We start from the raw sequence: 21,026 nt of genomic DNA on the forward strand, positions 1-21,026 counted from the left end.
CTCCATTTTTTCTTGTTTCCTTATATAATAACGAAGACATGATAACAATTTCATTCCAATCTTGTCTCGTACATATTGCAGAAAAAAGGAGCGGATCCCGATTGAATACACCGAAACCATCTTGGCCTCTTAAACTACTCATTAGCTCATCCCTCGTCCTTACCGGGACGGCAGTCGTTCCGTTCAGCCTCTCCTCAACCGGATTAGACACGGGTCGTGTCGAGGCAGCCTCTACATACACCACGACGGCTAACTTGAACCTTCGAAAAAGTGCTTCGACTTCTGGGACGATCCTTTTGACGATTCCTTCAGGACGAAGCGTCACGTATCTCGGTACATACGGGTCTTGGTATAAAGTCTCTTACGGCGGACAGACCGGTTACGTCTCGGCGCAATACGTGAAAGTGTCGACCTCGTCCACAATGACGACGACTTCAACGAAAACCTATACGACAACAGTCAACTTGAACCTACGAAAGAGTGCCTCGCCGACCGGGACCATCCTTTTGACAATCCCATCTGGGCGTAACGTCACGTACCTCGGCACGTACGGCTCTTGGTATAAAGTGTCCTACGGCGGACAGACCGGCTACGTCTCGGCACAATACGTGAAAGTGTCTACCTCTACCACAACGACAACTGCTAAAACGTACGTCACGACGGTCAACTTGAATTTACGTAAGAGTGCCTCGTCGACCGGGACCATCCTTTTGACGATCCCTTCAGGACGAAGCGTCACGTACCTCGGCACGTACGGCTCTTGGTATAAAGTGTCCTACGGTGGACAGACTGGTTACGTCTCATCCCAATACTTAAAGGCGAGCACAACGACGACGAACACATCGACCGGTTCCGGCCGAACAATCGTCATCGATGCCGGGCACGGCGGATACGACCCTGGCGCCGTCTACGGGTCAGTCCAAGAGAAGGTATTGACACTCGACATCGCCAAGCGCCTTGCGAGCACGTTGTCCGGCACCTACAACTACAACGTCCGAATGACGCGTTCAACCGATACTTATTTGTCGCTCGCGAACCGTGTCTCCTTGACGAAGTCGTATAACGGCAGCGCGTTTGTCAGCCTACATGCGAACTCTTCTACAAATGCGTCCTATCACGGTCACGAAGTACTCGTGCCGACGACCGAGAGCTATACGACGAACCCATACGTATCGGCGAGCCGCAACTTGGGCGCTTCGATCAACCGTGAGCTCGGCGCCCGAATCCCGACCATTCGAAATCGAGGCGTCAAATATCAGAACGTCTACGTCGTCGGGAAGAACAGCGTCCCTTCGACACTCGTTGAGTACGGCTTTATGACAAATCAGAACGACCGCGCCCATTTGACGAGTACGACGTATCGTCAACGGATGGCCGAAGCGACGGCGTCCGGGATTCATCAATTCATGCGTTCTACCTATTAATCAAACTAAGACTTGGCTATTTTCAGCCAGGTCTTTTCATAATCTTCCATATTTTATGCAGGGCGCCCGGTCCCCAGTAATGATCGAGTGACATCACCGGCGGTCCGAGCCGTTTTTCCCAATAGTCTTGTGAGGACGGGAAACCAGCATCTAAGTAAAACGTCGCATCCTCCCCAAGCGTTGCCATCACTTCTGAAAGTAAGAACGAACCGACACCTTGCCGTTGCTGATCCGGGGCGACATAAACGCAGCCGATTTCGACCGCTTCTGGCTCCACGTCCAGATGGGCCGTGATAATCTCGTTTGGAGGCAATACCGCTGCCGTCCCGACGATTTTCCCTTCTCGTTCGACCACGAACACGTCGACGGCGTCATCATCGAAACTATCTTGAATCGTCGTATTCAGACGGGCGACTTCTTCCTCTAACAAGTCAGCGTCCTCGAACTGTTCGCGACGAATCAAGTCGCTCAAACTTTCCATGAACAGTCGCTGGAGCGGTTTCACATCGTTCGGTGTAATCGGGCGAAAGTCCACGGCCACCCCTTCTTTCCATTTCGCATTTTTTAGTCTTTACCCGCCGTTTCGTAGCAGGTAACGCGCGACCGATCAAATCTAGACAACGCAAAAACGTTCAGCCTTGAAAATAGTTCTCTAAATTGAAGCATAATGATAGGTAGACTCCTATTTCCCGAGTATAATAAATTATCAAATACAATTATATCCTAGCGAGGTACTTATGGATCCAGTCGTCGAACACTCAATGAGTCACAATCTGTTTCTTGTTGTTTTATCTTATATGATTGCCGCCGTCTCTGCCTACGCCGCCATCGAATTGGCACGTCGAGTCAACTCGACGAACCGCACCGCACAAAACATGTGGATTTTAGCGGGTGGGGCAACGCTTGGACTCGGCATATGGGCGATGCATTTCATCGCCATGTTGGCGCACGAAGGCTTGCGCCCTGTCACGTATTCGATGCCGCTCGTGTTTCTGTCGGTCGTCATCGCTATGGCCGGCTGTATCCTTGGCTTCCTGATTGTCTCGCGCCATACAACTCGTCCCACCCTTATCGGTGCAGGACTGTTGATGGGGATCAGTATCGCGAGCATGCATTACGTCGGGATGGCCGCCATTCAAGGTGTGACGATTGCGTATCACACCGGGCTCGCTTTGTTGTCGCTTGCCATCGCAATCACAGCCTCACTCGGCGCCCTGTGGATCGGCTTCTTCTCCAAATATGCGAAGGAGAAGATTTACATGGAGCTAAAAGTGTTCTTCTCCTTATTGATGGGCGTCGCCATCTTCGGGATGCATTACGTCGGGATGCTGTCAGCCTCATTCACGTTCTTGACGGACACCCCGGCTGCAATCGGCATCGAACCGTCGCTGTTCGCATGGCTCGTCACCGGCATTACGACCTTACTGTTCGCCATCTTCTTCTTGTCGCTCACACTCGACCGGCATTTACGAAGACGTGAATTGATTCAAGCGACGATTCTCGATTCGACGACAGACGCGGTCGTGACGACGACGAAAGATGGCGTGATTCAATATGCGAACACCGCGTTCTATCGGTTGTTCGACCGGACCGAGGATCAGTTTTTCCAAGACTATCACGCGGCGCTGTCGATTCAACAACCGTTCTACGAAGCACGTCGGCTTGAAATGGGCGAGTCGACGATTGAAGTGACGGCCTATCCGCTCCAAGGTGAGCGGATGGATCAAATCCTTTGGTTCTTGCGTGACGTCTCGGAGACGATTGCCTCACAGCGGCTCGTCGAACACATGGCGTATCACGACGCGTTGACTGATTTGCCGAACCGCCACAAGCTTGAACGGATTCTCGCCGAACATATCCGGATTGAAGACCCCGTCGCCTGTCTATACATCGACATCGACCGGTGGCGTTTCATGAGCGATATGCTCGGGCATCACGGTTCAGATCAGTTGGCGCTCCAAATCGCGGACCGGCTGCAACATACGATCCACCCGGACGACATTTTGACGCGTGTCGGCTCATCCGAGTTCATCATCCTACTGTTTGACAAGCGGAGCACGCTCGCGAAACAGAAGGCGGAGAATTGCATCAAAGCTATCTCTCAGCCGTTTGATATCGACGGGACGACCGTCGAGCTGACGATGAGCGCCGGGATTAGCCACTTTCCGAAAGACACGACCTCAGCGGATGAGCTCGTGCAATACGCCCGTCTCGCCGTCCATGAATCGAAACGGACCGGCAAGAACCAAATCAAGGAGTTCGAAGAAGAGTCGAGACAACAGATTTTACGCACTGTCGAGATTGAAAAGGCGCTGGCTCAAGCGCTCGACCGCTCTGAGTTCTCGCTCGTCTATCAACCAAAAGTTTCACTCACCCAAAACCGGCTTGAAGGGGTCGAGGCGCTCTTGCGTTGGCATCACCCTGTCCTCGGCCACGTCGGACCGGATGAGTTCATCCCGATCGCGGAAAATACCGGCTTGATTCACCAAATCGGCACGTGGGTGTTGCGCGAATCATGTCTCGCCTGGGTCCGGTGGCAAAAGACCGGGGTGAAACCATTCACGCTATCTGTCAACGTCTCCCCGCTCCAGTTCGCCCGGGAAGACTTCGTCGACACGCTCCAAGCCACACTCGACGCGACAGGGATGGACCCGATGTTCCTCGAGCTCGAAGTGACCGAATCATCGATGCTGTCGTATGAACAATCGACGCGCGAGAAACTTGCCCAGTTGCATCAGTTCGGCATCATGATCTCACTCGACGATTTCGGGACCGGATATTCGTCGTTCCGTCAGCTCCGTGAGTTGCCGGTCCAAGTGCTCAAGATTGACCGCTCGTTCATCGTCAATCTGTTCACCGACCGTAACCAAGAAGCGATCGTCCGCTCGATGATTCAACTCGGCCACAACCTCGGCATGAAAGTACTCATGGAAGGCGTCGAGACGTCAGACCAGCTCGAATGGTTATTGAACGAGCAGTGCGACTACGTCCAAGGCTATTACTTCAGCCGCCCGCTCCGGGAAAAAGAGGTCGTCAAGCACGTCAAATCTGTCACGACGTACATCGAATTTGGCAAGACCCGTGCTTGAGCACGTTTAAAGGTGACTCGTCCGTATCGGATTCGAGTCACCTTTTTCTTACGTATCCTTTAATCCATCCTCAAACGATAGGTTAATCGGCGCATCCTGAAGAATTGTTGCCCTCTGAAGATTTGTGACAGGCAACCGCTCATCTACCGCCATAAAGCTTAACTGATCAATCCATACCTGTCCTTCTCCCGATAACAAGACGCCAAACGAAATGACCTCACTTCCTTCAGGTACGTCTAGAACAATGGAATAACGATTCCACTCGGTTGTCCCTTGAATCAGTCGGTTGCTCATGTTGTCAAATTGAAGCACATCCCCATTCTTATGATCGACCCGCATCCAAAACCCAGCACCTTCCCTAACTTGTTCAGTTTTTAAAAACCCAGACAAGCGAATTCGGTGCGTGACATAGTCATTAGCCTTGAACTGTTGCATCATCGTGCCAAAACTATCCTTTTTTATGAATGAAGTCGATTTCAAATAGCCCGATGCTTTACCTCCATGAACAACCTGTTGGTCAATTCCCATCTCATAATGCTGTAAGTCTCCGCCACTTAAAAACCATCCGTTAATCGATTCCATTATTTCCTCTTCTCCTTTTTTCCGTAACGTTCTCATACTAGTACGATAACGACCCGGAGGCAGTCCATACCTTTTTTTGAATGACCGGGTGAACGATTCTTGCGATTCAAAATGATGTTGCAACGCAATGTCTAAAATCCGTTGTTCCGTATAGATAAGCAAACTGGCCGCACTTGCGAGACGGCGCATTTTGATATACTCGGTAATGGTCATATCAACGTGCGCCAAAAAAATACGGTGAAAATGAAACTTTGAAAATCCACTCCGTAGTAACAGCTCTTTTTCGGTAATCGTGTCGTACAAATGATTCTCAATGTAGGCGATGGTACGTCGGATCGGTTCATCATACACAGGTAGCTCCTCCTTATATGGCAATTTTACCAAACCGCCTTTTAATTGATTTGATCTTTTTTGCCATGAAAAAAAACCTCTCCCCGTTAAAGGGAGAGGCGTCACATTACGACACGCGTGCGTTTTCCTGCTCGCGAATCAAATCATATTGTTCGAGGATGAGCTTCGTCAACGTGTCCGCTTCATTCAACCCGAGGTACTTCTCAATCGTCGACAAGATGCCTGACTCTTCAATCGACAAGTAAAGTTCAGAAGATTCTGAATCCTCAGGGTTGTAATAGTTCAAGGCTGCGGCGATCCCGTAGGCGAGTTCATTCGGTTCGATCCCGTTGTCGACGAGCTCTCGTGCCGGTTTGACGAGCCGGTCACTCGGTCCGAGCTTACGAATCGGAGAACGGGCGACGCGTGAAATTTCATCTTTTAATTTCGGATTTTCGAAACGTTTGATGATTTTCTGAATGTACCGGCTATGTTCTTTCGCTTCGAAGCCGTACTTTTCAAGTAATAGCCAACCTGTCTCATACAACGCACCTTGAACGACTTGGCGGACGCGACGATCCTTGAGCGCTTCGTCAATCGTTCCTTTTTCAAACAATGAGCCGATATATGACGCGATCGCATGTCCTGTGTTAACCGTGAACAACTTCCGCTCGATATATGGACCAATCTCGTCGACCCACGTCACACCGTGAAGCGGGGGCCGCGCGTCCAATCCTTGCGTCTCGATCACCCATTCATAGAACGTCTCAACTTCGACGAAGAGCGGGTCCTCGTGTTGTTGCAATGGGACGATGCGATCGACAGCCGCGTTCGGGAACGACGCATGGGCCGTCCCGATTCCACCCGACGCCTCGATTTCTTGTTTGAGCGAGGCGCTGCCGCCAATCATGTTCTCACAGGCGATGACGTATACGGGCGCCTCCGTCTCACGGTCACGGAGTCCTTCACTGATGAGCGGTGCGACTTTTGGAAGCAACGTCGGTCCGACCGCCGTCGTGACAAGATCGGCCTCGGCGATGAGCGCGATGACACGCTCCGGGTCTTTCAAACTGTTGACGCCGCGCACCCGGTCGACGACGACGTTGTCGACGCCTTCTTCAGCGAATCCGACCTCGTAATAGCGTTTCGCCTCGAGCGCTTCAATCACCGTATCGTTAATGTCGACGAACGTGACCTCGTAGCCACTCTGATTCAAGAGCAAGCCGATAAAACCGCGTCCGATGTTCCCTGCCCCGAAATGTACAGCCTTCATTACGCCACCTCTTCCATGAATAGCGACAAAATCTCTTCTTTCGTCTCGGCACGGACTAACCGCTCGACGTTATCCTCGTCCGAACAGATGACAGCGATTTGCGATAGGAGATCGAGATGCTCATCGTTCACCCCAGCGATCCCGATGACGAGCTTCGCCGTCTGTCCTCCAAAATCGACGCCGTCCGGTACTTGGATAATCGAGATGCCCGTCTTTTGAACGGCCGACTTCGCTTCTTCCGTCCCGTGCGGAATCGCGACATGGTTCCCGATATAAACGTTCGAGAGCGCTTGACGCTCATGCATCGCCTCGATATAGGCCGGCGATACGCAACCAGCGGCGTGTAACACCGCTCCGGCTGCATCAATCGCTTCGGCACTCGTGCTGAACGTTTGGTTGAGTCGAATCATCTCTGTCTGAATGAATGGCATTTTAGTTCCTCCTATATCTAAACCTTGTCTCTGTCTGCTTCGTTATGAAATTTTACTGCGCTCTGCTTGAATCTCTTCAATCAACTGGTCATAGTAGTCCGCGTTCAAGAAGTTCGTTACCGAGCGGTGAATCGCGTTCGGTGCCTGTTCTTCGGCACGATCTGTCAAATCTTGATGGGTGATGACGAATTGGGCGTCTTTCGGCAATTGACTGATGGACGTGTTCGTCACTTTGATTGGCAAGTTCGCCTTATTCACTTTATTGCGCAGGACCGAAGCCCCCATCGCGCTTGAACCCATACCGGCATCACAAGCGAAGATGATGTGGTCGACTTTGTCGAGGCGATCTTGAACGAGCGCCGACGCATACGACTGTTTGCCTTTCATCGCGCTGACGTTTTGTGTCGCTTCTTCGAGTGACACTTCTTCGGCTGCACTTGATTTCAAGATGACACTCGCCACGGCGAACGTGACAGTTGCCGACAAGAGAATACCTGCAACGAGACCGAGGTGTGAACCGCGTGACGCCATCGCAAGAATCGCGAAGATACTACCTGGCGAAGCTGGTGCGACGAGGCCGACGTCGAAGAGTACGAATGTGAAGATCCCTGTGGCGCCCCCTGCAATCATCGCAAGGATTAAGATCGGCTTCATCAACACATATGGGAAGTAAATCTCGTGAATCCCACCGAGGAAGTGAATGATTGCCGCACCAGGTGCTGTCCGTTTTGCTGCGCCTTTTGCGAAGAACATATAAGCGAGAAGTAAACCAAGACCTGGTCCTGGGTTTGCTTCAAGTAAGAAGAGAACCGATTTCCCAGCGTCTGCGACTTGATCGACACCGAGCGGGCTCAAAATCCCGTGGTTGATGGCGTTGTTCAAGAAGAGGACTTTCGCCGGTTCAATGAACAAACTTGCGATTGGAAGCAACTTCGCCCCGACGATCCAGTCGACGCCTGCTGCCATGACTTTGTCGAGCCCGCTCATGATCGGTCCGAAGATCTCGAAGCCCCCGAGCATGAGGAGACCACCGACGATCCCGACCGAGAAGTTGTTGACGAGCATCTCGAAACCAGCTTTTACTTTTCCTTCAAGGGCACGGTCGACTTGACGGATGATGTAACCACCGAGTGGACCCATAATCATCGCCCCGAGGAACATCGGGATGTCCGTCCCGACGATGACACCCATCGTGGCGAGCGCCCCGACGACACCGCCTCGAACGTCGTGAAGTAATTTACCACCTGTGAACCCGATCAAGAGTGGTAGTAGATAAGTGATCGTTGGACCGACGAGCTCGGCCAAGTTTTCGTTCGGCCACCAGCCTGTCGGGATGAAGAGTGCTGTGATGATCCCCCAGGCGATGAAGGCGCCGATGTTCGGCATGACCATCCCGCTCAGGAAACTCCCGAACCGTTGTACTTTGACTCGAACCCCGCCCGAGCCAGCTTGCGTATTCGCCATGTATAAAACCTCCAGTCTTTAGTTGTGAAAGGTTATCGTGTAGTGTAGCTAACCGGTTTGTGCTCTACACCTGTATTGTAGACCCAGAGTAAGCGCTTACTCAATTCAATCCAGTTCACACTTTGGCAACATTCCGTGCCAAATAAAAAAATGACCACGGTGGGTCATTTCTCATGCAACGCATCTTGCATCATATGTTTCATGCAGTCATGAAGCAACAGGCGCAGTTCTTTTTTTGAACCCGTGCTGTATAACGTCATCTGTTCTTCACTCTCGATGAGCGAGCCGCTGACCGCACTCAAAAACTGGAGCTCGACATCGCGCGCCTCTTCCGGTGCGAGTAAGACGAGCAGACGGGAAACGGGTTCCGTCGATTGATCCATCATGAGGAGCGGGATGGACGTCGTCAAATCGAAAGCGAACACGCTCGCCCGTTCAATCGACGCGTGACGTCCATGGAACAAGGCGAGTTTTGTGCCCGGGATGCCGAGTCCAGCCACTTCGTGGCGCCGGAGCAGTTGTGCCGATAATTGAATCCCGCTTTCGACGAGTCCCCGTTCTTCTAACTGCGTGCCGATATCGAACAAGATGTCTTCGAGCCGATCACTGTTGTCGAGTGTGACGAGGTCGAACTGACGGTCCATCCGCTCAAACGTGTCCACGAGTTCCGCGAGCTCTTGGAAGTCGAGCATCGTCGAATGCGGTTTGACGTCTTTCGTTTGGAACGATTGCGGCAAGGACAACAGGAGGTGGCGGACCCGTTGCACTTCCTCGGTCGTCAGCAACGGATTGACCATGAGCGTCGGCACCGACAACGGAGGGAGCGGGACGGTCGACAAGATGACGTCATAGTCATCGAGCCGATGCTGTTCGAGACCGAACAATGAGGAGTTGACGACGTTTTGCATCTCCGGGAACTCTTGTTTCACGCGATTGACGAGCATCTTCGACGAGCCGAGGCCCGCCGAGCAGACGACGAGCGCCCGATATTCACGACGGCGGACCGGTTTGACGAGCGCGGCCGCGAAGTGCATCGCCCAGAACACCGTCTCTTTCTCTGTGAACGTGTTCGTCCCGAAGACGATATCCGCCGCTTGCTGAATGGCGGCCCGCAAGTTCGGATAGTCCCGGTCGATGTGCGGACGGACCGTATCCGTATCCGGAAGCGCCTGCGTGTTCAGACTCGATAAGATATGGGCGAGCAACCCTTTCTCGAGCGCCGCGTCATCCGTGAAGGCGAAGCCGTGGATGAGTGAGACGTGATGAATCAGTTTATGGACACGGATTTGCATGACCCAGCGTTCTTCCTCATCTTCTTGCATCTGTTCTTTCAAGGAACGGAGCCGGTTCGCCTCTTCTGCGAGCCAAACCCGTTCGGCCATCGAGAACGTCGTACCGAGTGCCACTTCCATGTCCCGAGCGACTTTCAAATAGTCGTCCGAGCGTCCTTTCGTGTACATCTCCAAAAAGAAACCGGCGTCGAGTCGCGCTTGTTGCACGCCATAGGCGAACGTGACGCGCATAATCGTTCGGTCATCCATCCGCTCGAACGCATGACTCTTTAAATAGTCGTATCCGTCCCGAAGCGCCTCAAGCATGGCGTCACATGAGACCGTCTTCAAAAAGGCGGGAATGTACTCATCTTCGCCGCGGACGAATCGATAAAACGCGAGCGTGTCCCAATGCGCCATGAGCGCGTTAATCATGAGCTTGCGTTTTTCCGCTTCCAAGCCAAGTACTTGCGCACCGACCCCTTTCTTCCGCTCGACTTCAAGGTGATATTCGTCGAACCAACGGTCAAGTTTCTCCAGGTCCTGTGTCAGCGTACTTGGCGAGACGTGCATCTGCTTGGCGACGGCCTGCAGCTTCAACATGTCCTTCTCGAACAAGAGCCGCCAAGCCAGTTCAAAGATGCGATCCTCGGCTGTCGGGATGGCCTCGGCCGACAAAATCAAATCCTCACGGAGCTGTTGTTTCGCAGCCGCCGCTCCGACGAGGCTGAGTCCGCGCCCGCGCTGCCAAGACAGCTCTAATTCGAACTCTCTCAAAATCCCTTCGAGCAGTTGACGTTCCCGTTGGATTGTCCGTTCAGACAAATTGACCGCTTGCGCAATCTCCGCGAGCGGTGTCGATGTCTCCGTGCCTAATAAGTGTAGTAAAATCGAGCGCTCCCGCGCACTCCATTCATGCTTCATATCGCTTCACCCATTCCTCGACGATTAGTCGATATTCCTCGAGCGACAAGATTTGTCTGACCGAGCGGATGTGCGCGGTCGGATGGTCGATCGTCGCTGTCCCGACTTGATAGACGATCAAGTCGATGTCTTTCGGGATATCCCGATTAGTGCCGTGGTGAATCACACACGACAATTTCCCCGAACACGCTTCAGCAAATAGCTTCGCCGCCATGGCGCTCGTGACGAACCCGCATGGACAGACAATGTATACGTTCATGTCAGACCTTCTTTCATCGCTTATCTTTATATAACCATACGATGGAACCGCTTACTTATCCTACTATTTTGCCTGTTGGCAAAGATATCGGCAAGCAGTAAAAAGCACCTCTCTGTTTCGAGAAGTGCTTAGGTGTGTATAGTGTTATTCTACCGTCACCGATTTCGCCAAGTTGCGCGGCTTGTCGACGTCGCAACCCCGGCCAAGTGCGGCGTAATACGCCATGAGTTGAACCGGTAATACCGTAACGAGCGGTGCAAGGAGTGGTTCGACGTGCGGCAAGATGAACTCATCGTCCTCGTGTTCGACGCCTTGCATCGAGATGATGCAGGCGTTCGCGCCACGGGCGACGACTTCCTTGACGTTGCTGCGGATGTTCAAGTTCGTCTTCGGTTGCGAGATGAGCGCGATGACCGGCGTCCCGTCCTCGATCAAGGCGATTGATCCGTGCTTGAGCTCACCACCTGGGTAACCTTCCGCTTGGATATACGAGATCTCCTTCACTTTGAGCGCGCCTTCGAGACAGACCGACGCGTCAAGGCCGCGTCCGATGAAGAACGTGTTCGGTGTCGTCTTCAAGTAACGTTCTGACAAATCTTCAAACAGCTCTTTTTGTGACATGATTGAGTCCATGATCGTCGCGACGCGTGCGAGTTCCGGCATCAATTCGAACGGTAGCTCTTTTCCGTTCGCACGGGCGATGTCGTAGGCGAGGATGGCGAGGACGGCGATTTGGGCCGTGTACGCCTTCGTCGACGCGACCGCGATCTCCGGGCCGGCGTGAAGGAGCATCGTCTCGTTCGCCTCGCGCGAGAGCGTCGACCCTGGCACGTTCGTCATCGTGAGTGCCTTATGGCCACGTTTCTTCACTTCGACGAGGACGGCGCGGCTGTCGGCCGTCTCACCAGACTGTGACAAGAAGACAAAGAGCGGACGTGAACTTAAGAGGGGCATGTTGTAGCCGAACTCTGACGAGATATGCACCTCGGTCGGAATGCCGGCAATCCGTTCTAAAATGTCTTTTCCGACGAGCCCGGCGTTATAGCTCGTACCGCACGCGACGATATAGATGCGGTCCGCCTCCGAGACGAGCGAGCGCACGCCTTCCGTGAGCTCGATGTCACCGGCGTCGTTCTGGTAGTGCTGGATGATGTTGCGGATGACGGCCGGCTGCTCGTCCATCTCCTTCAACATGTAGTGCGCGTACGTGCCCTTCTCGATGTCTGAGGCATCGATCTCGGCCGTATACGGCGCGCGCTCCAACACCTCGCCGTCGAGCGTCTTAATCGTCGCCGACTCGCGCGTCAAGATGACGATCTCGCCGTCGTGGAGCTCGAGGTACTGGTCCGTCACCTGGAGCATCGCCATCGCGTCCGACGCCACGACGTTGAACGTGCCGTCGCCGAGACCAACGAGGAGCGGCGACTTGTTCTTGCCGATATAGAGGCGCTCACGGTCCTCCGAGTCGATCATCGCGATTGCGTACGAGCCGTGGAGCTCAGCGAGCGTCTTGCGGAACGCCGCCTCGACGTCGCCGAGCGCGACGAAGTTCTTCTCCATGAGCTGGACGATGACTTCCGTGTCCGTCTCCGACTTGAACGGCACGTCGAGCGTCGCCTTGAGCTGCTCGTCGTTCTCGATGACGCCGTTGTGGACGAGCGTGAAGCGCGCCGTCGTACTCTGGTGCGGGTGGGCGTTCGGGACGCTCGGCACGCCGTGCGTCGCCCAACGTGTGTGGCCGATCCCGACCGTTCCTTCTGCTTCGACCGGCACGATGTCACGAAGTGCGGCGATGCGGCCGACTTCCTTAAATACGTTCACGCTTTCTCCGACGAGCGCGATTCCTGCTGAGTCATAGCCCCGGTACTCGAGTTTCTCGAGCCCTTTCAACAAAATCTCTTTCGTCCCGACTTGACCAATCATTCCTACAATTCCACACATACACAATTCTCCTCTATATTCGATTTCTCGAAAAAGGAAACGGGCTTTTTCTAAGAGCTGTCATCGTCTTTCACTTTGTCCGTCCGGTCACCCGGGCGTTTTACTGAAAGACTCTTAGTCGTGACAGGCGACTAGAAGGCATCCGCCGAAAATCTCGATCACCTTCGTCCTCGTCAACTCCGCAGAGTTCTGGCGCTTTTCAATCCGATCCAGCCGTTTCTCCAGATACCCTTACATGCTAACGGTTCTCCCTCGACACGAATAGCATTTTTCTCACACCGTCCTCCGATACTTTTTTATCGTTCATGTAAAAGTCACCACTTTCACTAAAAAGCGACTTTTTTTGAACAGACTTGTCCCGGCGGGCTCGTTCGGGCATGATGGAAGTATCTATTAGATGGAGTGGAGGAATGGCTATGAATATCGGTTTTCTCGTCATCGGCATCATCTTATCGACGCTCTCGAAATGGTTGCAAGTTCAAGGGAATGACGAGCTCGGGGATTTGCTCGTGTTCCCGGCCGCCTTCTTCCTCGGTTTGGCACTTGTGACGAGCTTTCCATTCTTCAAAGACTGGTGGCGCGAACCGTCCAGCCGTCCGAGAGCCCTCCGATTCGCAAGCCTCGTCGCCGCAGGAATTTTATCGTTCCAACTGTTCGCCTGGCTCGTCTTCGGTCAAGGTGAGTGGCTCGGCGCACTGTTCTTGCTCCCATTCTTTGCTTGTGTATACTTCATCATCCGGACGTTCAAATAAAAGGGGCAGCGCTCAGGCGCTCCCCCATTTTCGTTCTTCATTCAATTCAGCTTCAGAGACGTAGTTGTCATCGAGACTAGCCATATAGCGCTCGTACCACTTCCCAATCGGAACCGCAAAGAGGAACGAGACCACCCCAATCAGGAAGAACGTTTGGAGTGACATGAGCTTCGTGAGTGCAGCGTAGACCCACAGTAAAACGAGTGGGTACATAAGTAATCCGCTCATCGAACCGAAGTGGATGAGGCGTCTTGCCTCGCGAGAGACCAGGTACTTCTTTTTAATCGTCTCACGTCGCCAAGCTTTATAGAAATCAGGCAGGCCCGCCACCGCTCCGATGAAGAAGACCGTCACCGCGGAGAGCCAGTTATACTCGACCAGAAAAAACAAGATCATGACACCGACAAAAGACAAGAAAACGACGGATGTCTTTTTCGCGCTGTCGAACGCCATCAGTTCACGCATCTGGCTCCGCTTATTCATGATACTCACGCGCTTCCCGAATCAACTTCAAGTCCTTGTCCGTCAAATAGCGATCGTCATGCGTTTGGATGATGCGGTCGAGCCACTTGCCGATGAACGAGGCGCCCCAGAAAAAGGCTTGCGACAACAGGAAGGCCTGGAACGATTGCGGTTGCGGCGTCTGATTGAAGACGACGTAGCCGAAATAGCCGATGGCGGCAAAACCGATGAACATCGCCGTATAACGTAACGACAACAGCCTGCGCGCCTTTTTGTTCTTAACGAACCGTAGCCACAAGTTAAACTTGGCGACTTCGATGCCAATCAATAGGAAGCAAAAACCGAAAATCGTTGCCATGATTGCGCCTGTTGACAGGTCTCGGTAAGAGGCGAATGTCAACATCCCGATGATGACCGTCACAGTGAGAATGCCGATCGCCCAACCCGTGAACGTCTGAAAGCGTAGCAGCGTATCGATTTGTCGTTTTGAATGCGGGGATAATTCCATCTAACTCATCCTTTCAATCAGTTGTTCGTAAGTCGGTATGTCCGGTTCTACTGCCTGTAGTTTCTTTGTAAGGAGGCGGTCGCGATAGGAGTCCGTGAAGCGCATGAGCGCAAAGAAGACACCAATCAACAATCCGATGCTATGGTCGAGGACTAACGCCGTCATCGATGCCGCCAATAAAAGCGCCTCTAGCCATGTCATCGCATATTGGATGCGAAGCCACTTGATGGCCAAGGGATTCGCTGCGACGTGACGCATGATGCGATATTCGTTCCCTCCCATGAAGATGAGAAAGATGGCGAGTAGCCACATTAACGGAATCATCCACATCCGTTCGACGAACAACGCATACAGAAAAACAACAACATAAAACATCGATGCCGGGAACCCGTATCGTCGTATCGTAATCACTTGCCTAACGTCATGTTGGATTTTCCCCACTCCCTCACCCCTTCTTTTTCCATCTCTTCCTTAGTATACGAAAATTTTTTCACCTACGTTTCAAATTTACTAAATATTCCCTCAACAATCGTTCGACGTTTTTCAACAAAAGGCGAAGGATTATCCGCCACCCGAACCTATTTTCTGATATACTGAGAGCGTATTCATACCTACAAATTTTCAACGTGAAAGGTGCAGACAGTTATGGGCCCAAAGTACAAACAAGTTGCCTCCCAGATCGAGACAGAGATTATGAATCACGTCTATCAACATACGAACAAACTCCTCACCGAAGACGAATACGCAACAAAATATAGTGTCAGCCGAAATACGGTGCGGAAAGCAATCGAGATTCTCGTCAATAAAGGCTACGTCTATCAAGTGCAAGGCAGCGGGGTCTTTGTTCGTGACCACTATATGAGTGACTATGTAAACTTAGAGAAGTTACAAGGTCTCACGAGCGATTTCAGCGGCCGCAAAGTTGAGACGCGCGTTCTCCATTTCGAATTGACGACAGCGAACGAAGAAGTGGCGGAACGGATGAAGTGCGAGGTCGGAGCGGAGGTTTATTCTGTTAAGCGTCTCCGTCTCGTCGATGACCACCCGTTTTCGATTGAAGATTCTTACTTCCGAAAAGAACTTGTCGTCTATCTCGATCGAAACATTACGGAACAGTCGATTTACAATTACTTCCGGAATGACCAAAAGCTCGCTATCGGTTTTGCCGACCGCGTCATTTATGCCGACTTCTTGACGGCAGAAGATGCGGAACTGCTCGAATTGAACGAGAACGATCCCGCCCTTCTCGTCGACAACACGGTCTATTTGACGAACGGTCAAATCTTTGACGTCTCACGCACCATCCACCATTTCCGCCATGTGAAGATGCTTAAAGTTTCAAATATTAAATCCTAAACGCACGCGAGAGCCAAATCTCGCGTGCGTTTTTTTCATTCCCATCTTGTGTGAAAAGTAAGGGTTTACATGTAAGCGGTATCGTGCTACTATCAGTTTGTAGAATTTGTACCTATGAATTCAGGTTATCCATACAAAAAGGAGAGATACTATGGTTTCTGAAACAATCGAGATTACACCCGAAGATATCTTTGGTTTAATCGCCCTTTCAGGCGACGCCAAAGCGAGCTACCATCACGCGATGCTCCTCATGCAAGAAGGGAAAGCAGAGGAAGCGGCTGAAGCGGTGAAAGCTGGTGATGCGACACTGAAAGAAGCACATGCCATTCAGACGAAATTCGTCACACTCGAAGCACAAGGAAAAACGGCTACGGTCGGCGTCCTCATGGTGCACGCGCAAGACCATTTAATGAATACAATCCTCGTCAAAGAGATGCTCGGCTATATGATGAACATGCAAAACGAAATCAACCAATTGAAAGGAATGGATCAAAAATGATGAAAATCGGACTCTTCTGTGCAGCAGGTATGTCAACGAGTATGTTAGTAGAGAAAATGAAAGCGGTTGCCGCCGAACGTGGGATTGAAGCTGAAATCGCAGCTTATCCAGAATCAGAGATGGAAACGTATGTCGACAACCTCGACGTCGCCCTTCTCGGACCACAAGTGAAGTACTTGCTCTCAAAAGGCAAACAAATCTGTGAGCCAAAAGGCGTGCCAATCGACGTCATCAACACAATCGACTACGGCATGATGAACGGAGCGAAAGTATTCGATCACGCCATGAAACTTGCGAACAAATAATCCAATTGAGGTGACCACTTTGAAAATGCCTAAAGATTTCTTGTTCGGCGCAGCGTCGGCTTCTTACCAAGTCGAAGGCGCATGGAACGAGGACGGGAAAGGACTCTCGAACTGGGACGTCTTCTCGAAAATTCCTGGAAAAACGTTTGAAGATACGAACGGCGACGTCGCCGTCGACCATTACCACCGTTATAAAGAAGATATCGCGCTCATGGCGGAGATGGGACTCGAATCCTATCGCTTCTCCATCTCGTGGCCGCGTGTCTTCCCGAACGGCACAGGCGAAGTGAACGAAAAAGGGCTCGAGTTTTACAACAACTTGATCGACGAGTGCTTGAAGCACAACATTGTCCCATTCGTCACACTTTACCACTGGGACCTCCCACAAGCACTCGAAGAAACAGGCGGTTGGAAGAACAAGGAGACGGTTGACGCATTCGTCCGTTTCGCCGATACGTGCTTCCAATCGTTCGGCGACCGTGTCCGTCACTGGATCACGTTCAATGAAGCGGTCATCTTCTGCTCGCTCGGCTACTTGACTGGGGCACACCCGCCAGGCATCGAAGGCGACGTCAAAGGTTACTTCCAAACGACGCACCATGTTAATATCGCCCACGCGCGTTCCGTCGAATTGTTCAAACAAAACGGATACGAAGGGGAGATTGGAATCACACACGTGTTCAACCCGGCCTTCAGCATCGATGACGCCGAAGAGAACAAGTTCGCTGAAATGCACGCGAACGCCTACGCGACGCACTGGTTCTATGATCCGATTTTGAAAGGGGAATATCCGGCGTACGTCGTGAAAGGACTTGACGAAACAGGTCTCCTTCCTGAAATGACAGACGAAGAACTCGACCTCTTGAAGCGTACGGCTTCAATGAACGACTTCATCGGCCTCAACTACTACAGCCCGCAACGCGTCATGAAAAACGACTCGGCGCTCGTCATGGCCGGTGGCCGCGAGAACTCGACGGGTCGCCCAGGTAACCCGTCATTCGACGGCGTCTACAAGACGGTCATGATGGACGACAAAGTCTACACGAAATGGGCTTGGGAAATCTCACCTGAAGCGTTCCTCGATGGCATGCACATGCTCAAAGATCGTTACGGTGACGTGAAAATCTACATCACAGAGAACGGTCTCGGTGACGTCGACCCGATCGTTGACGGTGAAATCCTCGACGACCCACGCATCGAATATATCGAAGGCCACATCCGTGCCGTGAAGCACGCGGTTGAACAAGGCATCAACGTCGCAGGCTACTACGCTTGGTCAGCAATTGACCTTCTCAGCTGGCTCAACGGTTATAAGAAACAATATGGCTTCATCTACGTCGACCACGCCAACGGCCTCGAACGGAAGAAGAAGAAGTCGTTCTACTGGTACAAAGACATTATCGCTACACGCGCTGAAAACCTATAAGGAGGTTCCCCATGAGCCGCTTAGAAACCGTATTTGAAAAATTCACGCCAGGTTTCGTTCGTTTCGCGAACGCAAAGCCCGTCCTTGCGATTAAGGACGGGTTCATCCTGACGATGCCGATGACGATCATCGGGTCCTTGTTCTTGCTCATCCTCGCGCTCCCAATCCCAGGTTGGGCCGAGTTCATGTCGGGCCTGTTCGGAGCCGATTGGACGCTCCCGCTCACGCAAGTCGTTGGCGCCACGTTTGACATCCTTGCTTTAATCGGTGTTTTTGGAATCGCTTACTCATACGTCAAAAACGAAAAAATCGAAGGGGTGCCAGCCGGTATCCTCGGGATTATCTCGTTCTTGATCATCACGCAAGCGTCTGTCCTCTCTGAAGGCGGGGAAACAATCGGCGGAGTCATCCCGAAAGTATGGACAGGCGGACAAGGTGTCCTCGCTGCCATCGTCGTCGGTCTCGTCGTCGGATTCATCTACTCACAGTTCATCAAACGTGGCATTCGCATCAAAATGCCTGACGGTGTACCACCAGGTGTCTCGAACTCATTCTCGGCGTTGATTCCAGGTCTCGCCATCGTCTCACTTGCGGTCGCGACATTCGCAGTCTTCCAAGCGGTTGCGGAGCGAACGTTCACAGAAGTCGTCTATGACGTGCTTCAAGCACCGCTTCAAAACTTGACGGACACGCTCGCAGGAGCGGTCATCATCATGGTACTCATGTCTGTCATGTGGTGGTGTGGGATTCACGGAGCGGCAATCATCATGGGGATCATGGGACCACTCCTTACAGCGAACGCGCTTCAAAACCAAGCCATCCTCGACTCGGGTGAAGCACTCGTCGTCGGCGAGAACGCAAAAATCGTGACCATCCAGTTCCTCGACGTCTTCACGAAACTCGGTGGATCCGGAATCACCATCGGTTTCATCATCGCGACGCTCATCGTTGCCCGTTCGGCTCACTTGAAGCAGCTCGGTAAACTCTCGCTCGCACCGAGTATCTTCAACATCAACGAGCCGGTCATCTTCGGGATGCCGATTGTGTTCAACCCGATCATGTTCGTCCCGTTCGTCGTCGTCCCAGCGATCGCCTCGTTCATGGTGTACTTTTCAATCCTTTGGGGCTGGGTCGATCCGTTCAACGCACTACAAGTTCCATGGACGACACCACCTGTCATTTCTGGTTTCTTGATTGGCGGATGGCGTGCAGCGCTCTTACAGATTGCAACGATCGCTATGGCCGTCGCTGTCTACCTCCCGTTCGTCCGCATGCAAGACCGCGTGTCATACGGTGAAGAAGTAAAAGCACAAGAAGAAGCAGACAAAGCGTCAGCTTAAATAAATAACGACAGCCCTTCTCATTATAGAGAAGGGCTGTTATATTTAGGAAAATGAGTAAGAAAGTTGGGACAATATGAAAAACTACACACCGAGCTTCCTAATCTTTTCGAGCGCCGCCCTTGCGTTCGGTCTCGGCTTCCAAACGATTATCCCGCATGCGATGTTGATTGGCATTGGGCTACATATGATTTTCCTGATGTGTGCCGCCTACTCATTCGGCAAGTATCGGGCGCAAATCTCCAAGCTAGACGCATAACGCCATGACGGCTTTCGTCATGGCGTTTTTTCATTCAACCTCTCGAACGGGAAACTCATTTGCGATTTCCCGTAACCCCTGTAAGAACTGTTCCACTCGTAAGACCGACGTCTCGAATGCAAAGTCGAGCGCTTCGGTTTCATCACCGAGCGGGTGTTCGAGATGACCCTGTACGTCCACTTCATCCCCACCCCCGTCTCGCCGCGTCAACGTCAAACAGACGTACGGCTCCATCGGCTCGAACTCAACTTGTCGCACGTCACCGGCCAGAAACGACTTAAACACCGGTATGTAGTACGCGACGAGCAGACTGTCGAGCATGACGTCATCGAACGTGATACGGTGCTCCGGTGCGTGGAAGCCGACCCAGTTCCGATGCCACGCCGCGTCATGGATGTTGTCGGCGTCTTCATACGCGTACGCATAGCTCTCAATCGAAATATCAGTCGTTCCATCACGCGACGCCAGTTTTGTAAGGGCCATCGTCAGCCGTCCTTTCGAAGCGAATACCCGTCAATCTCTAACAGACGCATCCGTTTTTGGTCGACGGCGGCATGGACGATGACCGTCACCCCTGGATTGAGTTGCATCATCTTCTTGATTTTCGTCAAGTCGTCCCCTTTGATTTCGACCGGCAAGACGAACTCGCCTTCTTTCAAATGGACGAACTTGATCTTTCCTTTATCATCATAGCCTGTCACTTCGTATGTCGCATACTCGCGTTTCATCAACATCTCTCCTTCTTTTGAATCGATTTCCACATCGAGACGACGAACTTCCCGTTCCCGTTCAATCCGCTGATGACGTCTCCGTAATCCCTTCACTCCTAGAAAAGCATGAGGATGTCGCGGTCTGTCTCGACGTCGATTGATGACGTCTCCGTAATCCCTTCACTCCTAGAAAAGAGGAGAACAACACGAACAGGAACGCGGAAACGTTGGCATAAAAAATGCCGTAAAGTAGCCCGTATAAGCACCAGCACAACAAAGACATCATGAAGAGCGAGGTCGTCTTGTCCTGTTCACGTTCCTCATTCGTCCGATGATCCATCGCCTCTTCCCCTCCCTACTCCATACGTTCCCCCTGCGAATAAGTTCCACACAAAAACCCATCCCCGTAGCGGCGAGGGCA

Annotated in this window: 22 protein-coding genes; 9 read left to right on the plus strand and 13 right to left on the minus strand. The window is 52.2% G+C overall.

What is annotated here, in order from left to right:
• Positions 1-101: 101 nt before the first annotated feature.
• Positions 102-1,424, plus strand: coding sequence for an N-acetylmuramoyl-L-alanine amidase (locus DI14_RS07405; protein WP_235193422.1), 1,323 nt, complete (start codon positions 102-104; stop codon positions 1,422-1,424).
• A gap of 22 nt (positions 1,425-1,446) precedes the next feature.
• Here DI14_RS07405 and DI14_RS07410 read toward each other — a convergent pair whose 3' ends face one another.
• On the minus strand, positions 1,447-1,959 hold the full coding sequence (locus DI14_RS07410) for a GNAT family N-acetyltransferase (RefSeq protein WP_034807104.1): 513 nt from the start codon (positions 1,957-1,959) through the stop codon (positions 1,447-1,449).
• Between the two features lie 202 nt (positions 1,960-2,161).
• Here DI14_RS07410 and DI14_RS07415 point away from each other — a divergent pair, with 202 nt between their 5' ends.
• Positions 2,162-4,513 (plus strand): EAL domain-containing protein, encoded by a 2,352-nt coding sequence (locus DI14_RS07415; protein ID WP_051622639.1) that lies wholly within the window; start codon positions 2,162-2,164, stop codon positions 4,511-4,513.
• A 48-nt stretch (positions 4,514-4,561) separates the two neighbouring features.
• Here DI14_RS07415 and DI14_RS07420 read toward each other — a convergent pair whose 3' ends face one another.
• From DI14_RS07420 to glmS, 7 genes are all read right to left on the minus strand, one after another.
• Positions 4,562-5,446, minus strand: a complete 885-nt coding sequence (locus DI14_RS07420) for a helix-turn-helix transcriptional regulator (protein ID WP_034807105.1) — start codon at positions 5,444-5,446, stop codon at positions 4,562-4,564.
• Between the two features lie 106 nt (positions 5,447-5,552).
• Complete coding sequence (locus tag DI14_RS07425) at positions 5,553-6,698, minus strand: mannitol-1-phosphate 5-dehydrogenase (RefSeq protein WP_034807106.1); 1,146 nt, start codon at positions 6,696-6,698, stop codon at positions 5,553-5,555.
• Positions 6,698-7,129 (minus strand): PTS sugar transporter subunit IIA, encoded by a 432-nt coding sequence (locus tag DI14_RS15620; RefSeq protein WP_034807107.1) that lies wholly within the window; start codon positions 7,127-7,129, stop codon positions 6,698-6,700. The genes DI14_RS07425 and DI14_RS15620 overlap by 1 nt, the downstream gene beginning before the upstream one ends.
• 42 nt (positions 7,130-7,171) lie before the next feature.
• Positions 7,172-8,593, minus strand: coding sequence for a PTS mannitol transporter subunit IICB (locus DI14_RS07435; RefSeq protein ID WP_034807108.1), 1,422 nt, complete (start codon positions 8,591-8,593; stop codon positions 7,172-7,174).
• A 164-nt stretch (positions 8,594-8,757) separates the two neighbouring features.
• A complete protein-coding gene (locus DI14_RS07440; protein WP_034807110.1) occupies positions 8,758-10,788 on the minus strand; it encodes a BglG family transcription antiterminator in 2,031 nt (676 codons plus the stop codon).
• Positions 10,778-11,047, minus strand: coding sequence for a hypothetical protein (locus tag DI14_RS07445; protein WP_034807112.1), 270 nt, complete (start codon positions 11,045-11,047; stop codon positions 10,778-10,780). The genes DI14_RS07440 and DI14_RS07445 overlap by 11 nt, the downstream gene beginning before the upstream one ends.
• A 144-nt stretch (positions 11,048-11,191) precedes the next feature.
• Complete coding sequence (glmS, locus tag DI14_RS07450; RefSeq protein WP_034807115.1) at positions 11,192-12,988, minus strand: glutamine--fructose-6-phosphate transaminase (isomerizing); 1,797 nt, start codon at positions 12,986-12,988, stop codon at positions 11,192-11,194.
• Positions 12,989-13,404: 416 nt separating this feature from the next.
• Here glmS and DI14_RS07455 point away from each other — a divergent pair, with 416 nt between their 5' ends.
• Positions 13,405-13,740, plus strand: a complete 336-nt coding sequence (locus DI14_RS07455) for a hypothetical protein (RefSeq protein WP_034807116.1) — start codon at positions 13,405-13,407, stop codon at positions 13,738-13,740.
• Between the two features lie 12 nt (positions 13,741-13,752).
• Here DI14_RS07455 and DI14_RS07460 read toward each other — a convergent pair whose 3' ends face one another.
• The 3 genes from DI14_RS07460 to DI14_RS07470 are packed head-to-tail and all read right to left on the minus strand — an operon-like array spanning position 13,753 to position 15,151.
• Positions 13,753-14,223: a hypothetical protein gene (locus tag DI14_RS07460; RefSeq protein ID WP_034807117.1), complete on the minus strand. Its 471-nt coding sequence runs from the start codon at positions 14,221-14,223 to the stop codon at positions 13,753-13,755.
• A complete protein-coding gene (locus tag DI14_RS07465; protein ID WP_034807119.1) occupies positions 14,216-14,710 on the minus strand; it encodes a hypothetical protein in 495 nt (164 codons plus the stop codon). The genes DI14_RS07460 and DI14_RS07465 overlap by 8 nt, the downstream gene beginning before the upstream one ends.
• The gene (locus tag DI14_RS07470) at positions 14,711-15,151 is read right to left on the minus strand and encodes a hypothetical protein (protein WP_034807120.1); all 441 of its coding nucleotides are present in this window, start codon (positions 15,149-15,151) and stop codon (positions 14,711-14,713) included.
• Between the two features lie 204 nt (positions 15,152-15,355).
• On the opposite strand from DI14_RS07470, the gene DI14_RS07475 reads away from it, so the two are divergent.
• From DI14_RS07475 to DI14_RS07500, 6 genes are all read left to right on the plus strand, one after another.
• Entirely contained in the window at positions 15,356-16,066 is a 711-nt protein-coding gene (locus DI14_RS07475) for a GntR family transcriptional regulator (protein ID WP_034807121.1), read from the plus strand.
• 151 nt (positions 16,067-16,217) lie between these two features.
• On the plus strand, positions 16,218-16,565 hold the full coding sequence (locus tag DI14_RS07480) for a PTS lactose/cellobiose transporter subunit IIA (protein WP_021065301.1): 348 nt from the start codon (positions 16,218-16,220) through the stop codon (positions 16,563-16,565).
• Positions 16,562-16,870: a PTS sugar transporter subunit IIB gene (locus tag DI14_RS07485; RefSeq protein WP_024371995.1), complete on the plus strand. Its 309-nt coding sequence runs from the start codon at positions 16,562-16,564 to the stop codon at positions 16,868-16,870. The genes DI14_RS07480 and DI14_RS07485 overlap by 4 nt, the downstream gene beginning before the upstream one ends.
• Positions 16,871-16,889: 19 nt before the next feature.
• Positions 16,890-18,296 (plus strand): GH1 family beta-glucosidase, encoded by a 1,407-nt coding sequence (locus tag DI14_RS07490; protein ID WP_034807123.1) that lies wholly within the window; start codon positions 16,890-16,892, stop codon positions 18,294-18,296.
• Between the two features lie 11 nt (positions 18,297-18,307).
• Positions 18,308-19,636, plus strand: a complete 1,329-nt coding sequence (locus DI14_RS07495) for a PTS sugar transporter subunit IIC (RefSeq protein WP_034807125.1) — start codon at positions 18,308-18,310, stop codon at positions 19,634-19,636.
• Positions 19,637-19,712: 76 nt separating this feature from the next.
• A complete protein-coding gene (locus DI14_RS07500; protein ID WP_034807127.1) occupies positions 19,713-19,895 on the plus strand; it encodes a hypothetical protein in 183 nt (60 codons plus the stop codon).
• A 30-nt stretch (positions 19,896-19,925) separates the two neighbouring features.
• Here the strand turns inward: DI14_RS07500 and DI14_RS07505 are convergent, their stop codons facing one another.
• Positions 19,926-20,378 (minus strand): hypothetical protein, encoded by a 453-nt coding sequence (locus DI14_RS07505; RefSeq protein ID WP_034807129.1) that lies wholly within the window; start codon positions 20,376-20,378, stop codon positions 19,926-19,928.
• A gap of 2 nt (positions 20,379-20,380) precedes the next feature.
• Positions 20,381-20,623, minus strand: a complete 243-nt coding sequence (locus DI14_RS07510) for a hypothetical protein (protein WP_034807130.1) — start codon at positions 20,621-20,623, stop codon at positions 20,381-20,383.
• Positions 20,624-21,026: the final 403 nt, after the last annotated feature.

This window comes from Exiguobacterium sp. AB2, from assembly GCF_000696055.1.
Classification (GTDB): Bacteria; Bacillota; Bacilli; order Exiguobacteriales; family Exiguobacteriaceae; genus Exiguobacterium; species Exiguobacterium alkaliphilum.

Bases quoted from the DNA above. Each gene is read 5' to 3' on its own strand.
- DI14_RS07415 (WP_051622639.1), top strand. From the start codon at position 2,162: ATGGATCCAGTCGTCGAACACTCAATGAGTCACAATCTGTTTCTTGTT.
- DI14_RS07425 (WP_034807106.1), bottom strand. From the start codon at position 6,698: ATGAAGGCTGTACATTTCGGGGCAGGGAACATCGGACGCGGTTTTATC.
- DI14_RS15620 (WP_034807107.1), bottom strand. From the start codon at position 7,129: ATGCCATTCATTCAGACAGAGATGATTCGACTCAACCAAACGTTCAGC.
- DI14_RS07435 (WP_034807108.1), bottom strand. From the start codon at position 8,593: ATGGCGAATACGCAAGCTGGCTCGGGCGGGGTTCGAGTCAAAGTACAA.
- DI14_RS07440 (WP_034807110.1), bottom strand. From the start codon at position 10,788: ATGAAGCATGAATGGAGTGCGCGGGAGCGCTCGATTTTACTACACTTA.
- DI14_RS07445 (WP_034807112.1), bottom strand. From the start codon at position 11,047: ATGAACGTATACATTGTCTGTCCATGCGGGTTCGTCACGAGCGCCATG.
- glmS (WP_034807115.1), bottom strand. From the start codon at position 12,988: ATGTGTGGAATTGTAGGAATGATTGGTCAAGTCGGGACGAAAGAGATT.
- DI14_RS07455 (WP_034807116.1), top strand. From the start codon at position 13,405: ATGAATATCGGTTTTCTCGTCATCGGCATCATCTTATCGACGCTCTCG.
- DI14_RS07460 (WP_034807117.1), bottom strand. From the start codon at position 14,223: ATGAATAAGCGGAGCCAGATGCGTGAACTGATGGCGTTCGACAGCGCG.
- DI14_RS07465 (WP_034807119.1), bottom strand. From the start codon at position 14,710: ATGGAATTATCCCCGCATTCAAAACGACAAATCGATACGCTGCTACGC.
- DI14_RS07475 (WP_034807121.1), top strand. From the start codon at position 15,356: ATGGGCCCAAAGTACAAACAAGTTGCCTCCCAGATCGAGACAGAGATT.
- DI14_RS07480 (WP_021065301.1), top strand. From the start codon at position 16,218: ATGGTTTCTGAAACAATCGAGATTACACCCGAAGATATCTTTGGTTTA.
- DI14_RS07485 (WP_024371995.1), top strand. From the start codon at position 16,562: ATGATGAAAATCGGACTCTTCTGTGCAGCAGGTATGTCAACGAGTATG.
- DI14_RS07495 (WP_034807125.1), top strand. From the start codon at position 18,308: ATGAGCCGCTTAGAAACCGTATTTGAAAAATTCACGCCAGGTTTCGTT.
- DI14_RS07500 (WP_034807127.1), top strand. From the start codon at position 19,713: ATGAAAAACTACACACCGAGCTTCCTAATCTTTTCGAGCGCCGCCCTT.
- DI14_RS07505 (WP_034807129.1), bottom strand. From the start codon at position 20,378: ATGGCCCTTACAAAACTGGCGTCGCGTGATGGAACGACTGATATTTCG.
- DI14_RS07510 (WP_034807130.1), bottom strand. From the start codon at position 20,623: ATGAAACGCGAGTATGCGACATACGAAGTGACAGGCTATGATGATAAA.